Origin of the sequence: Lapillicoccus jejuensis (assembly GCF_006715055.1) — a bacterium.
Taxonomy (GTDB): Bacteria; Actinomycetota; Actinomycetes; order Actinomycetales; family Dermatophilaceae; genus Lapillicoccus; species Lapillicoccus jejuensis.
In genome coordinates, this window is the sequence record NZ_VFMN01000001.1 from 2,790,656 (window position 1) to 2,804,974 (window position 14,319).

11 protein-coding genes are annotated in these 14,319 nt (G+C 78.4%); 7 read left to right on the forward strand and 4 right to left on the reverse strand.

Annotated features, from left to right (window positions below):
• Positions 1-10: 10 nt before the first annotated feature.
• Complete coding sequence (locus FB458_RS13050; protein WP_246061203.1) at positions 11-1,408, reverse strand: LCP family protein; 1,398 nt, start codon at positions 1,406-1,408, stop codon at positions 11-13.
• Positions 1,409-1,604: 196 nt separating this feature from the next.
• On the opposite strand from FB458_RS13050, the gene FB458_RS13055 reads away from it, so the two are divergent.
• Both FB458_RS13055 and FB458_RS13060 read left to right on the forward strand, forming a co-directional pair.
• Positions 1,605-2,408, forward strand: coding sequence for a CoA transferase subunit A (locus FB458_RS13055; RefSeq protein ID WP_141848873.1), 804 nt, complete (start codon positions 1,605-1,607; stop codon positions 2,406-2,408).
• 2 nt (positions 2,409-2,410) lie between these two features.
• Positions 2,411-3,049, forward strand: coding sequence for a CoA transferase subunit B (locus FB458_RS13060; RefSeq protein ID WP_141848874.1), 639 nt, complete (start codon positions 2,411-2,413; stop codon positions 3,047-3,049).
• 23 nt (positions 3,050-3,072) lie between these two features.
• Here the strand turns inward: FB458_RS13060 and FB458_RS13065 are convergent, their stop codons facing one another.
• Positions 3,073-3,825, reverse strand: a complete 753-nt coding sequence (locus FB458_RS13065) for a TIGR03089 family protein (RefSeq protein ID WP_141848875.1) — start codon at positions 3,823-3,825, stop codon at positions 3,073-3,075.
• A gap of 75 nt (positions 3,826-3,900) precedes the next feature.
• On the opposite strand from FB458_RS13065, the gene FB458_RS13070 reads away from it, so the two are divergent.
• Both FB458_RS13070 and FB458_RS13075 read left to right on the forward strand, forming a co-directional pair.
• On the forward strand, positions 3,901-5,421 hold the full coding sequence (locus FB458_RS13070) for a hypothetical protein (protein ID WP_141848876.1): 1,521 nt from the start codon (positions 3,901-3,903) through the stop codon (positions 5,419-5,421).
• 101 nt (positions 5,422-5,522) lie between these two features.
• Positions 5,523-6,455 (forward strand): DNA-3-methyladenine glycosylase family protein, encoded by a 933-nt coding sequence (locus tag FB458_RS13075; RefSeq protein WP_246061204.1) that lies wholly within the window; start codon positions 5,523-5,525, stop codon positions 6,453-6,455.
• A gap of 24 nt (positions 6,456-6,479) precedes the next feature.
• Here the strand turns inward: FB458_RS13075 and cofE are convergent, their stop codons facing one another.
• A complete protein-coding gene (cofE, locus tag FB458_RS21650) occupies positions 6,480-7,601 on the reverse strand; it encodes a coenzyme F420-0:L-glutamate ligase (protein ID WP_211356036.1) in 1,122 nt (373 codons plus the stop codon).
• Between the two features lie 40 nt (positions 7,602-7,641).
• Complete coding sequence (gene cofD, locus FB458_RS13085) at positions 7,642-8,649, reverse strand: 2-phospho-L-lactate transferase (RefSeq protein WP_141848877.1); 1,008 nt, start codon at positions 8,647-8,649, stop codon at positions 7,642-7,644.
• Between the two features lie 295 nt (positions 8,650-8,944).
• Here cofD and FB458_RS13090 point away from each other — a divergent pair, with 295 nt between their 5' ends.
• From FB458_RS13090 to FB458_RS13100, 3 genes are read left to right on the forward strand one after another with little or no spacing between them, the layout of a single operon-like run.
• Entirely contained in the window at positions 8,945-9,208 is a 264-nt protein-coding gene (locus FB458_RS13090; RefSeq protein ID WP_141848878.1) for a WhiB family transcriptional regulator, read from the forward strand.
• Between the two features lie 31 nt (positions 9,209-9,239).
• Complete coding sequence (locus FB458_RS13095; protein WP_141848879.1) at positions 9,240-12,797, forward strand: glycosyltransferase; 3,558 nt, start codon at positions 9,240-9,242, stop codon at positions 12,795-12,797.
• Positions 12,794-14,314 (forward strand): DUF5719 family protein, encoded by a 1,521-nt coding sequence (locus FB458_RS13100; protein ID WP_141848880.1) that lies wholly within the window; start codon positions 12,794-12,796, stop codon positions 14,312-14,314. The genes FB458_RS13095 and FB458_RS13100 overlap by 4 nt, the downstream gene beginning before the upstream one ends.
• Positions 14,315-14,319 lie beyond the last annotated feature (5 nt).

Below are 14,319 nucleotides of genomic sequence, written 5' to 3' on the forward strand. Positions count from 1 at the left end.
ACCGGACGGCTCACTCGTTGCTGGTCGTGCCCGACGGGGCGACGGTGAGCGGCTCGTCGTTCTTGATCATCGTGAAGAGGGCCTTGGCCTTCTCGGTGTCCCACTTGACGGCGATGCCCGCGTTGGAGGTCTGGTAGCTCTCGGTCGCGATCGGCACGACGAGCGAGAGGGTGTCGCCGCCGTCGACGCCGCGCAGCGCCTGGAGGATGGCGAGCACGTCGGTCGGGCCGGTGTCCTGGCCGACGTACAGGCCCTTGGCGGAGGCGTCGGCGAACGCCTTCTCCTTCCACGGCACGAGGACCGTCGAGGGGGTCAGTGCCTTGTGCATGATCGCCCCGAGGAACTGCCGCTGGCGGTCGGCGCGGCCGATGTCGCCGCGCGGGTCGGAGTGCCGGGCTCGGACGTAGCCGAGCGCGGTCGGCCCGCTGAGGGTCTGGCAGCCCTTCTTGAGGTCGATGGCGGCGTACTGGTCCTTCATGTCGAACGGGACGCAGACCTCGACGCCGCCGAGGCTGTCGACGACGCCGGCGAACCCGGCGAAGCCGATCTCGAGGTAGCCGTCGACGTGGATCCCGGTGTTCTGCTCGATCGTCGCCTCGAGCAGCTTGGGGCCGCCGAAGGCGAAGGAGGCGTTGATCTTGTTGCTCTTGTAGCCCGGGATCGGGACGTAGGAGTCACGCGGGAAGGAGATGAGCGCGGCCTTCCCGCCGCCGTCGGGGACGTGGACCATGATGATCGAGTCGGTCCGCTGGCCGATGTCGCCGCCCTGGGCGTTGAGCTGCTGCTGCTGGGCCTGGGTCAGGCCCTCGCGGCCGTCGGAGCCGACGAGCAGGTAGTTGCGGCCCGCGGTGTCCGTGGGGCGGTCGCCCGCGGGGGCGTCGGCGACGCGCTGGACGTGGTTCCACGCGTTCCACGGGATCCACGCCTCGACCGCGACGTAGGCGAGCAGGAGCAGGACGACGAGCGCGGTGCCGGTCCGCAGCAGCCGCCGGCGGCGCGTACGACGCCCCCCGGGCCGCCCGTCCCCGCCGCGCCCGCCCGGACCACCGGGGCCCGGACCGCCGGGACCGACCGGGCCGTCGGGGCGACGCTCGGGGGCGGGACCGCGCGAGCGGCGCGGGGCCGGGGCGGCGTACCCCTCGTCCTCGGGGAACAGGGTGCCGGCGGGTGCGCGCCGGGCCGCCCGCTGCGGGGAGCGGACCGCCGACCGCGCGCCCCCGCGGCCGGTGCGGCCGTCGCGGGCGTCGCGCGTGTCGACGGTGAAGGCGTCGCCGCCGGCGGGGGCGGCGCCGGCGGCCTGGCGGGTGTCGACCTCGAAGGGCTGGTCGTCCCAGACCTCGTCGTCGGGGGCCCACCGTCCGGTGGGCAGAGGGCGGGCCTCGTCGGGGGACCGGTCGCGGCTGCTCACGATGGTCGGCTCCTCTCGGGGAGATCCCGGCGGTGCACGCGGCGGGCGGGGCGGGTCGGGCGGACGTCACGCCGGGGGTGGACGAGCGTCCCGGCGAACCGCCATGGTGCCACGACCGCCTCGGAAGGTGCGGTGTCCCGGGCCCGCGTGCCGGGTGCGTCCTGCCGCTCGCCCGGCCGGCAGTAGGGTCGCCGACATGGACAAGGTCGTTCCCGACGCCGCCGCGGCCCTGCAGGGGCTGCGCGACGGCGACACCCTCTCCGTCGGCGGCTTCGGCCTGTGCGGCGTGCCCTCCGTGCTCATCCAGGGGGTCCTCGACTCGGGGGCCCGTGACCTGCAGGTCGTCTCCAACAACTGCGGGGTCGACGACTGGGGCCTGGGGGTCCTGCTGCGCGAGAAGCGGATCCGGCGGGTCATCGCGTCGTACGTGGGGGAGAACAAGGAGTTCGAGCGGCAGTACCTCTCGGGCGAGGTCGAGGTCGAGCTGTGCCCGCAGGGCACGCTGGCCGAGCGGCTGCGCGCCGGAGGCTCGGGCATCCCCGCCTTCTTCACCCCGACCGGCGCGGGCACGCAGGTCGCCGAGGGCGGGATGCCCTGGCGGTACGCCGCCGACGGCTCGGTCGCGCTCGCGTCGCCGCCGAAGGAGACCCGCGAGCTGGAGTGGTTCGGACGGACCCGCACCGTCGTCCTCGAGCACGCGATCGTCGCGGACCTCGGGCTCGTGCGGGCCTGGAAGGGCGACCGGCACGGCAACCTCGTCTTCCACGCCTCGGCCCGCAACTTCAACCCGCCGGCCGCCATGGCCGGACGGGTCACGCTGGCCGAGGTCGAGCACCTCGTCGAGCCGGGCGAGCTCGACCCCGACCAGGTGCACCTGCCCGGGATCTACGTCCAGCGCGTGCTCGCCCTGACTCCCGAGCAGGCGGCCGACAAGCGGATCGAGAAGCGCACCGTCACCCCCGACCCGGCCGCCGGGCCCGCCGACCGACAGGAGGCCTGAGCATGGCCCTCACCCGCCAGGAGATGGCCGCCCGCGCGGCCGCCGAGCTGCAGGACGGCGACTACGTCAACCTCGGGATCGGTCTGCCGACGCTCGTGCCCAACTACGTCCCCGACGACGTCGAGATCGTGTTGCAGTCCGAGAACGGGCTGCTCGGCGTCGGGGCCTACCCGCGCGACGACCAGGTCGACCCCGACCTCATCAACGCGGGCAAGGAGACGGTGACGCTGCGCCGCGGCGCCTCGATCTTCGACTCGGCCACGTCGTTCGGGATGATCCGCTCCGGCAAGGTCGACGCCGCGATCCTCGGCGCCATGCAGGTCTCCGCCACCGGCGACATCGCGAACTGGATGATTCCGGGGAAGATGGTGAAGGGGATGGGAGGGGCGATGGACCTCGTGCACGGCGCGAAGAAGGTCATCGTCCTCATGGAGCACGTCGCCCGCGACGGGTCGCACAAGATCGTCGACGAGTGCTCGCTGCCGCTGACCGGTCAGCGCGTCGTGCAGCGGATCATCACCGACCTCGCCGTCCTCGACGTCACCGCCGACGGGCTCGTCCTGCGCGAGCTCGCGCCCGGTGTCACCGAGGACGAGGTCCGCGAGCGGACCGGACCGGCGCTCACCGTCGACCTGGGCTGAGCACCCCTGCGGCGGAACGGCGCTCAGCCGCGGCGGGCGTCGACGGTGACCCGTTCCACCTGCGCGCGGGCCGACTGGTCGGCCGCACCGCCGCGCACGAGGACGACCGAGCCGCCGGCCGCCCACGCGGCGACGGCGTCGGCCAGCACGTCGGCCAGGTCCGTCCCGCGGAGCAGGACCCGGGGGGTCTCGCCCCACTCGGGGCGCGACCGCGCGACCTGCTCCGCGGTGAGCCGGGTCGCTCCCCGCACGAGGGCCTCGTCGTGGGGGCCGAGGTCGTCGAGGGGGGTCAGCAGGTCGCCGTACGTCGCCAGCTCGCGCGCCTCGTCCATCGCCCCCACGGGGGCGCCCGGGTGGGCCCGGGACAGCATCGGCAGCGACACGAGCACCGCGGGGCCGGGTGCCGCCGCGACGACGTCGACGTCGTCGGAGACGACCACGCCGTCGGCGGCCCCGGACGCCGCGACCGGGTCCCCGTCCGGCAGCTCCACGACCGCCCCGACGCTCCACGCGGCCAGCGCCCAGTAGACCGCCCGCCAGTGCGGCGGCAGGGCGAGCAGGACGGTGTCGCCCGCGCCCACGTCGAGCTCGTCCTGCAGGGCGTTGCCCGCCTTGGCCACCCAGTTGGCCAGCACCCGTGCGGATAGCTCGACCCGCTCGCCGCCGCCGGGGCCGTCGGTGTCGTCGTACGTCGTCAGGCGGGGCGCGGTGGCGTCGGCGCGCAGCAGCGCGGCCAGGACGGCGGCGGGGGTGGTGGGGCGGGCGGCGGTCGGCATCCCCGCAGGCTAGGACGGCGCGCCGGGGTCCGGCGGACGCGGGTGGCCGCGCGACGCCGGGGTTACGCTCGCCGCATGCGCGACACCGGTGGCGTGGACCCCCAGTCGGCCTTCCTCCGCGTGGTGCTCGTCGGCCCCTCGCACCCCGTGCGCGGGCTCGGCGCCCGGCACACCGCGCGGCTCGCGCCGGTGCTGCTCGACGCCGGCCACGACGTCACCCTGCTGACCTGGGGCGGGGAGAGCGCCTCGGCCCGCGACCGCATCACCGGCTGGTGGCGCACGAGCCGGCGGCTGCTCGCGGCGGACGCCGTCGTCGTCGTCCACGGCGGGGCCCGGACGGCACCCGCCACGGCCGCCCTGCTGCGCGGCCTGCGGCTGCGGGGCCGCACCCGGCCGGTCCCGCCGGTCGTCCTCGTCGCCGCCGAGCCGCTGCCGCGCCCGGGCCGGTGGGCCGTCGCCCGGGTCACCGGGTCGCTGGTGCGGCTCAGCGACGCGGTCCTCGTCCACGACGACGGCGGCGTCGTCACCGCCCGCGCCCTCGGGGCCGAGCGGGTCTCGGTGACGCCGTGGCCCGCCCTGCTCACCCTGGCCGTCGGCGCCCGGTCGGTCGCCCCGGTCCCCGTCCCGAGCGTCGGCGGCGCCGGCGTCGCGACCCGGGCCCCCGACCCCGTCGACCGGCCCACCGACCCCGCGGTCGGGGACGACGAGCCGGCGCTGCCCGGCGACTGGGCCCGGTACGTCGGCGCGATCGAGGCGCTCGTGGCCCCCCTCCCGTCCGCGATGGCGGGGCCGCCGCCCGGCGCGTCCGACGACGGGCCGGCCCCCGAGCGCGGGCCGCTCGATGCGACGGCCGCCCGCGCCCGGGCCCTGGTCGGGCGCTGGGCCGCCGCGAGAAGGGCCCGGCGCGCCCAGCAGGTGGTCCGCACGCTCGACGCGCGCGACCTGCCCGAGTGGCTGGCCCCGACCGACGTGCTGCTCGACGCCGACGTCGCCGACGACGCGCGGGCCCTGGCCCGCCGGCTCGGCCTGCCCCGCGCGGACCCCATCGCGACCTGGGCCGCTCTCGGCGCCCTCGCCGCCGTCGTGCGCCTGGTCGACGACGGGCGCCGGACCGCCGTGCTCGTCGACGAGGCCGGGGAGGGCTCGGCGTTCAGCCGGCTCGCCCGGGCCGTCGGCTACGCCCCGGTCGATTTCGGGCGGCCCGCGGGGGACGACGCGGGGGACGAGAGGGACGACGAGAGGGAGGACGACGTCGAGCTCGACCTCGACTCGCTCGACGTCCTCGCCCGGCTGCACCCGGACGGCTGCGACGCCGACGACGTCGACGAGACCGTGGGCCGCGCCGCCTGGGCGCTGCGGCACGGCGGGATCCTCGTCGTCACCGTGCCGCTCGCCGTCCCCGGCGTGCCGGGCGGGATGACCCGCGCCGACCTGCGCGGCGTCGTCGCGCGGGCGGGGGAGTCGGGCCTGGCCCTCGTGGGCGACCTCGACGGCCCGCTGGCCTTCCAGGTCGCGGCCGCCGCCCGCGGTGCCGCCGCCCACCCGCGCGCCGAGCGCGCCTACGGCCTGGCCCGCCTCACCTTCCGCCGGGGCTGACCCGGATCGGATCCGCGGCACTCGGCTCGGGTCACGACCCGAGCCGAGCCCGGCGAATCGGATTCGCGGGGCCTGTCGGTGGAGTGGGCGAGACTGGGCAGGTGGGCGGCAGCGGCACGACGACGGGTCTCGAGCGCCACTGGCGCAGCGAGCGGTCGGTGGCGCTCGGGCAGGTGCTGGCCACCTTCCGGCGCGGGCGCGGGGACCCGACGAGCGAGCTCGGGCCGACCGGGCTCGTGCGGGCGTTCCACGCGCCCACGGGGCCGGCGACCCTGGAGCTGCGCTCGCGGCCGGCGCTCGGGCAGGTCGAGGCCCGCGCCTGGGGCGACGGCGCCGAGTGGGCGCTCGAGACCCTGCCGCGGCTGCTCGGCGACGAGGACGACCCCAGCGGGTTCGTCGGGCACCACCCCCCCGTCGCCGACGCCTGGCGCCGGCACGCGCACTGGCGGGTGCCGCGCAGCGGTCTCGTCCTCGACGCCCTCGTCCCGGCGATCATCGAGCAGAAGGTCACCGGCCAGGAGGCCTTCGGCGGCTACCGGCGCCTCGTGCACCGGTTCGGCGCGCCCGCCCCCGGCCCGTACGCCGACCGCGGCCTGCGGGTGCCGCCGACCCCCCGGCAGTGGGCGGCCATCCCGTCGTGGGAGTGGCTCAAGGCCCAGGTCGACCCCAAGCGGTCGGCCACCATCGTGCGCGCGGTCTCCGTGGCGGGCCGGCTCGAGGCGGTCGCCGCGCTGCCGCCGGAGCAGGCGCGGGCCCGGCTGCGGGTCGTCCCCGGGATCGGCGTGTGGACGGCCGCCGAGGTCGCCCAGCGCGCGCTGGGGGACGCCGACGCGGTGAGCTTCGGCGACTACCACGTCGCGAAGAACATCGGCTGGGCCCTCACCGGCTCGGAGGTCGACGACGACGGCCTGGCCGAGCTCCTCGCGCCGTACGCCGGCCACCGCTACCGCGTGCAGCGGCTGCTCGAGCTGGCCGGCGCGTTCCGGCCGCGGCACGGGCCGCGGATGGCCCCGCGCACGCACCTGCCGCGCTGAGCGGCGCCCGTCGCGCTCGGGCGGTCAGCCGGCGGCGAGGCGGTCGCGGACCGCGACGACGACCCCGGCGGGGTCGCGGGACGTCAGCACGCCCTCGAGCCACTCGCCGTGCAGCGCCACGAGCAGCCGTCCGGTGACGAGCCCCAGCCCGACCGGGTCCTGGTCCGTCAGCACGACGCGGGCGACCGTGCCGCCCGGGCCACCGGCACCCGGTCCCACGTCGGCGCCGGCGTCGGGCGCCTCGAGGAGCGCGAGGGTGACCGCCCGGGCCAGCCGCGGCCCCACGGGCTCGGGTCCCGCCGCGGGCAGCCCGACGCGGCGGGCCGCCTCGCTTCCCGGGGCCGCGCCGAGCGCGGAGCGGACCGCCTCCGCCCGGCCCTGGCCGAACCAGTCCTGCGGGCCGGTCCGGACCAGCGCCCCTGCTCCCGGCGCGTCCTCGTCGGTCACGAGTTCCGGCTCGAGCCCGCGCAGCTGAGCAGCGGGGACCGCGGCCACCTTGCCCTTGACGAGGTCGGCCGCCGCCGCGAGCTCGTCGCCGACGGCCCGGGTGGTCACGGCCAGCGGCCGGCCGTCGGCGTCCACCCCACCGCGTAGGTCGTCGGCGACGAGGACGCCGGCGGCGCCGAGGGCGAAGTCGGTCTGCCCCACCCGCCAGGCGCGCCCGGCGGTGTCGCTCAGCACGACCCCGAGCCGGCGCAGCCCCGTCGCGGTGCGCAGGCCGGCGCGCAGGTCGCGAGCGACGGCGTCCGGGTCGTCCGGCAGGAGCAGCAGGTGGTCGACCCCGCCCGTGTTGGACGCGTCGACCCCCGCGGCGGCCATGACGGGCCCCGCGGCGGCCTTGACGACGCGGGTCACGCCGCGGCCGTCGTCGCCCGACGCCCGCTCGGCGACCACCCACGAGGTCTGCGCCGCGACGACGGACTCCTTGCGCGCCAGCCGGCCCGGCTCGTCGGCCGGGTCGAGGTCGTCGAGCCCGACCGCGAGCCCCAGAGCCTTGGAGGCGACCTTGCTCGAGACGACGAGCACGTCTCCCTCGGCCCACCCGGTGCCGGCCCGCTCGACCGCGGCCAGCAGCAGCGCGACGAGGTCGTCGCCGGCGGCCACCTCCGGCACGCCGGTCAGCGGGGTGAGCACGAGGGGGGTCACGACGGCGTACGGCGTCCTGTCGGTCGGGATGGGGTGGGGCTCAGGCGACGGGGCGACGGTCGGCCAGGCGCCGCCCGAGGTCGACGGCGGCGCCGGCGAGGTCGGCCGCCGCCTGCGGGCTGCTCATGAGCAGCGGGCGGCCCTCGACCGTGAGCCGGGAGGAGCCGGCCCCCCGCAGCGTCGTCCGCGCGGCGGACAGGTCGTCCTCGGCCACGAGCCAGCCGTCGAGGAAGTCGGCGTACAGCCCGGCGACCGCGCCGGCCGACGCGTCGACGCCGATGGCGGCGAGGCACGCGTCGGCGTACCCGCGCACGGGGGAGCCGGAGATGATCGGCGAGACGCCCACGACCGGCGCCCGCGAGCCGCGCAGCGCGTCGCGCACCCCGGGCACCCCGAGGACGATCCCGATCGAGACGACCGGGTTGCTCGGCGGCAGGACGACGAGGTCCGCCTCGCGGATCGCCTCGAGCACACCGGGGGCGGGCACCGCGCCCTCCATCCCGGCGACGACGAACTGCTGTGCCGGGACGGCGGCGTGCATCCGCACCCACCACTCCTGGAAGTGCACGGCCCGCCGACCCTGCTCGTCCTCGACGACGACGTGCGTCTCGACGGGTGTGTCGGTCATCGGCAGCAGCGTCACGCCGCGCTCCGGCAGCCCCCACCGCGCGGCCAGCCGGGCGGTGACCTGCGACAGCGTCTGCCCCTGACCCAGCCACAGCGAGCGCGCCACGTGGGTGCCGAGGTCGCGGTCGCCGAGACCGAACCACTGCGGCTGGACGCCGTACGCCGCCAGCTCCTCCTGCAGGTGGTGGCTCTCGCCGGCGCGGCCCCAGCCCTGGCCCTCGTCGACCCCGCCGCCGAGCGTGTAGAGCACGGAGTCGAGGTCGGGGGAGACCCGCAGCCCGAAGAGCGTGATGTCGTCCCCGGTGTTGCCGACGACGGTGACCTGCGACCCCGCGAGCTCGGGGGTGCGGTCGAGGTGGCCGAGCAGACCCCGGAGGAACCGGGCTCCGCCGACGCCTCCGGCCAGGGCGGTGATGCGCATGGGCCGAGTCTGTCAGCCGTGCCCGGGAGCGGCCCCGCGGGGCGGCCGGGGGCGTCCTGAGCCGCCCCTGAGCCGCCTCTGAGCCGCCCTTGAGACGGCGACGGGAGGGTGGGCGGCGTTATCAGACGGCCGAGGTCGTCGGCAAATATCAGACCTGCGCTTGACACGATGACAATGACACGCGTGTAATTCCCTGCATGTCCTTCGCGCATCGGGCCGAAGCCGGACGAAGTGGGCGGCCCGGGGACGACGCGTGGACACCGGTGCAGGCAGACAACGGGTCGAGGAGGAAGCCGTGCACGAGCTGACGTTGGTGGCTCTCAACCAGGAGCCGGAGGAGGAGATCGGCTGGCAGGAGCGCTCGCTCTGCGCCCAGACCGATCCCGAGGCGTTCTTCCCCGAGAAGGGCGGCTCGACCCGCGAGGCCAAGAAGGTCTGCGTGGGGTGCGAGGTCCGGGCCGAGTGCCTCGAGTACGCCCTGGCGAACGACGAGCGCTTCGGCATCTGGGGCGGGCTGTCCGAGCGCGAGCGCCGCAAGCTGAAGAAGCGGGCGGTCTGAGCGCCCCGGCGCTCCCCTCCGCCACGGACCCGTGACGACGACCGCCCCGCCGCCCGTCACCGCCGCGACCCCGCCCCCGGCCCCCTCGGCCGAGCCGTGGGTCGTGGCGGTGCTCGTGCTGCCCGCCGACGTGCCCGGCCGCGGCGAGCGCGGCGCCGCGACCGACCCGGCGGCGGTGGACGACGTCCTCGACGACACCGTCCGCGCGCTCGCCGACCAGACCCGCCCGGTCGACGAGCTGCTCGTCGTCCCCACCGCCTCGGCCCCGCCCGGGGTGGTCGCGCGCGTGCAGGCCCACCCCGGCCTGCGCCGGGCGGTGGAGCTCGTCCGCGTCCTGCCCGCCGGTCCGGCCGGGGAGAGCGGGCTGGAGGCGCTCGCCCGGGCCACCGGCCCCTCCTGCGACACGCCGGCCGAGACCTCGGACGACCCGCAGGCCGCCCCCGACCCGCAGCCCGAGCCGGGGCCCGGCCCCGGGCCACGCCCGGGCGCCCGCCGCTGGCTGTGGCTGCTGCGGCCCGGCGTCGCCCCCGCCCCCGACGCCCTCGAGCGGCTGCTCGGCACCGTCCGCGCGTCCCGCACGGTCGGTCTCGTGGGCCCCAAGCTCGTCGCGTGGGAGGACCCCCGGCTGCTCGTCGAGCTCGGGCAGCAGGTCACCCGGGCCGGACGACGCCTCGACGCCCCGGCCCTCGGCGAGCCCGACCAGGGCCAGTACGACGACCGCGGCGACGTCCTCGCCGTCGCGCTCGAGGGGGCGCTCGTCGCCGCCGACGTCGTCGCCGACGTCGGTGGGGTCGACCCCGACCTCGGCACGGCCGGCGCCGGGCTCGACCTCGGCTGGCGCGCCCAGCTCGCCGGTCACCGGGTCGTCGTGGCCCCCGCCGCGCGCACCCGCGTGGCCCTGCCCGGCCCGGTCCCCGCGCTCGGCGGCACCGCCGGGGTCCCCGCGGTCGGGCAGACGCCGGCCCCCCGCCCGTACGCCGACCCCCTCGACCCGCTCGACCCGGACCCGGGGTCGCCGCCCCACGCCGACCCGGGGACGGGCGCCGACCACGCCGCCGGTCGAGGCGCCGACGCGGACCCCGACCTCGCGGGCGAGCCCGAGGGCGGCTCGGCCGCCACCCCCCGCTGGCTCGTCGCGCACCGCGCCGCCGGCCGGCGCGCCGCGCGTCGCGTCGCGCTGACCCGCTGCGCCTGGTGGATCGCCCCGGTCCTCGCGGTCTGGGTCGCGGTGAGCGGCCTCGCCTCCGCGCTCGCCCTGCTCGTCCTCAAGCGGCCGCTGCACGCGTGGGTCGAGCTCGGCGACCTCGGTGCGCTGGCCCACCCGGTCGCCGGGGCCCGCGCCCGCTGGCGCGGCCGGCACACCCGGCGCGTGCGCCGGGCCGACCTCGCGCCCGTCTTCGTCGGCTCGCGCGCCGCGCTCGGGCACACCTGGGACAAGGTGCAGGAGGCGGTCACCCTCGAGCGGCCGTGGTTCCTGCGCGGCGGCCGCCCGGCGGCGACGAGCGCCGAGACCGGCCCGGTCGCGGAGGAGGCCGAGGACCTCACCGTCACCGCGGCGTCGCTGCCGCAGCGCGTCCTCACCCACCCGGGCACCGTCGTCGCGGTCCTCGCCGCGGCGGTGTCGCTGCTCACCGTCCGCCGGCTCCTCGGGGCCGGGCTGCTCGACGCCGAGGGCTCGGGCCTGTCCGGCGGCGAGCTGACGCCGGTCTCGACGACCGCCACCGGCCTGTGGCACCTGTGGCGCGACGGCTGGCACGGCGCCGGGCTCGGCACCGCCGCCGACGCCGGCCCGGGGGTCGGGCTGCTCGCCGGGCTGACCTGGCTGGCCCAGTGGCTGCCCGGGGTGGACCAGGGGCGCTCACCGGCCTCGGTCACCATCGCGTGGCTGCTCGTCGCCTCGCTGCCGCTGTCGGCCGTGTCCGCCTACCTCGCCGGGCGCGTCGTCACGAGGCGGGCCGGGCTGCGCGCCCTCGTCGCGCTGGCCTGGGCCGCGAGCCCGGTGCTGGCCCAGTCGCTCACCCAGGGGCGCCTCTTCGCCGCGCTCGCCCACGTCCTGCTGCCGCTCGTGCTCGCCGGCCTGCTCGGGGCCGCCTCGACCCGCACGACGTGGACCGCCGTCTTCGCCACCTGCCTCGGCGCCGCCGCGCTCAGCGCGTTCGTCCCCGTCGACCTCGTCGTCGTCGTGGCCGTCGGCCTGGGGCTGGCCCTCGTCGGGCGCGGCCTCACCGCTCGCCTGCGCGGGCTGGTGCTCGCCGTGGTGCCGCTCGCCCTGCTCGGACCCTGGGCGCTGCGCCTCGCGCAGGACCCGCGGCTGCTGCTCAGCGCACCCGGTCTCCTCGACCTCGGGACCGCCCCCGAGGCGGACCCGTGGCTCGTGGCCCTCGGCCGGGTCGCCGGCGGGGTCGGCCTCGTCCACGCCCTGCTGCTGGCCCCGGTGGGCCTGCTCGCGCTCGTGGGGCTCGCGCGCTCCCCGCGCGGGCGCGGTGCGGCCCTCACCGCGCTGGGCGTCCTCGCCGTCCTCGGCACCGCGGCCGCCCTCGCCGCCCCCCGGGTCGTCGTCGGCCCGGCCCTCGGCGACGACGGCGCACCGGTCCCCGCCACCCCGTGGGCGGGCCCCGGGGCCGACCTGCTCCTCGTCGCGCTGCTCGGCGCCGTCCTCGTCGGCTGGCGCGGCCTGCCCCTGCGGCCGCGCGGCTCGTGGCGCGAGGGGCGCCGGCTGCTCGGGCTGGTCGCCGTCACCGTGACGGCCGCGGGCGTCCTCGCCACGATGGCCCTGCAGGTGCGCGACGGGGTCGGCGACGAGCTCGTCGCGGGCTCCGACGCCCGCCCCGCCGTCGCCGTCGACCAGGCCCGCGGGCCCGCCGCGTCGCGGCTGCTCGTCCTCGACCGCGACACCGCCGGCTCGGGGGTGTCCTGGCAGCTGGTGGGCGACGAGCCCGGCAGCCCCCAGCGCGGGCTGGTCACGCCGCTGGCCACCGACCCCGGCGTCGGCGACCTCGTCGGCGCCGTCGCCTCGGGCACCCTCGACTCCTCGTCCGGCGCCGGCCTCGGCGACCGGCTCGCCGACCTCGGGGTCGGCTTCGTCAGCCTGGGCGGCGACTCCGGCCTCACCCTCACCCGCAGCCTCGACGCGGCCGCCGGCCTGGCCCGGCTCGGCAGCGGCGACGGCCGCACCCTGTGGCGGGTGCTGCCGCGCACCTCCGCCGACCGGGCCGCCGGCGCCCCGCTGGCGCCGTCCCGGGTCCGCGTCGACGACGCCTCCGGCCGGCCGCTGCAGGCGCTCCCGGTGACCGGACCGCACGGCGCGGTCGACGTGGACCTGCCCGCCGGGGCGAGCGGACGCCGGCTCGTCCTCGCGGAGTCGCCCGACTGGACCGCCCACGCGACGGTCACCGTCGACGGGCGGCGGCTCGCCGCGCAGCCCGGCTCGGGGACGCCGTCGTACGTGCTCCCCGCGGACGGCGGGCGCCTCGTCGTCGACCTCCCGCCGACCACGGAGGGCTGGTTCCTCGCGCAGCTGGCCCTGCTGGCCGTCGTGCTGTTCCTCGCCGTGCCCTTCGGCACCCGACGCAGCCGGAGGCTGTCGTGAGCCACCGCTTGACCGGACCCGTGCGGGCCGTCCTCCTCGCCGCCGCCACCGCCGGTCTCGTCGTCGGGGCCGCCCGCGTCCCCGGTGTCGTCCAGGTCGCGCCGCCCGCGGGCACCGCCGCCGCGGCGGCCGCCGCCTCCGCCGCCCCGGCGGGGGCCGCGGGCTCCGCCGCGGGGGCGCTGCGCCCCGTCACCTCCGCCACCCTCGTCTGCGCCGGCCCCGAGACCGAGGGGCTGTCCGCCGTCCCCGCCGACGGCGGGGCGACCACCGTCCTCGCCGCCGCCGCCCCGGCGCGCGCCCTCGGCGGGGTGCGGCCGACCGGGAGCGCCGGCACCCTGCGCCTGCGCACGCCGTCGACGACGGCCGCCACGGCCACCGCGCGGGGCAGCCTGCTGCGCACGACGGTCACCGGCGCGACCCCCGTCGAGGTCGTCGCCGGCGGCGCGCTCGCCCCGGGCGTGGCCGCCGTCCAGACCTGGCTGCGCACCGACTCCGACGCCCGCGGGCTCTCCGCGGCGCCCTGCCAGGCCGCCCGGGCCGAGTCGTGGCTCGTCGCCGGCGGCGGGCAGAGCACCCGCCGGGAGCGCCTCGTCCTGGTCAACCCCGGCGCCAACCCCGTCACCGCGGACGTCGAGGTGCTCGGCGCCGCCGGCGTCCTCGCGACCTCCGGTGGCCAGGACGTCGCCGTCCCCCCGCACGGGCGCACCTCGCTGCTGCTCGACGCGCTCGTCGGGGGCGAGGAGTCCCCGGTGGTGCACGTCACCGCGTCCGGCGGCGTCCTCGGCGCCGTCCTCGCCGACAGCTGGGTCGACGGCGCGGTGCCGCGCGGCGGCGACGACGCCGTCCCGTCGGCCGCCCCCAGCACCCAGCAGGTCATCCCGGCCGCGTCGTTCGCGGGGCCGGCGCACCTGCGGATCGCCGTCCCCGGCGACGCCGAGGCGGTCGTTCAGGCGCGCGTGCTCGCCGCCGACGGCCCGCACCCGCTGCCGGTCAGCCCGGTCGTGCGGGTCAAGGGCCACCACGTCCTCGACATCGACCTCGGCTCGCTCCCGTCGGCCACCGACGCCGTCGAGCTGCGCTCGGACCACCCGGTCGTCGCGGGCCTCATGCTCGAGCGGCGCGGCGCGGCCGCCGGCGACCCGTCGGACCTCGCCTGGGTCACCTCGACCGACCCCGTCACCTCGACGGCGGGGGTCCCGCTGTCGGCCGAGCTCGACGGCGTGCTCACGCTCGTCGCCACCGGCGGTCCGGCGCGGGCCACGGTGACCACGGTCGACGCGGCCGGCGCCGCGCGGTCGAGCACGGTCGACGTGCCGGTCGACAGCACCGTCGCCGTCGGGGTCCGCGGGCCCGGCTCGGTGTGGGTCACCCGGGTCTCCGGCACGCTGCGCGCCGGGGTGGCGCTGCGGGTCCAGGACGACCGGGCCCGCAAGGGCCAGGGCCCGCTCTTCACCGCCTTCGGGCTGCCGCCCGCCGCCGTGACGACGACGCAGGTGCCGGTCCGCCGGGTCGGCTGACCCCG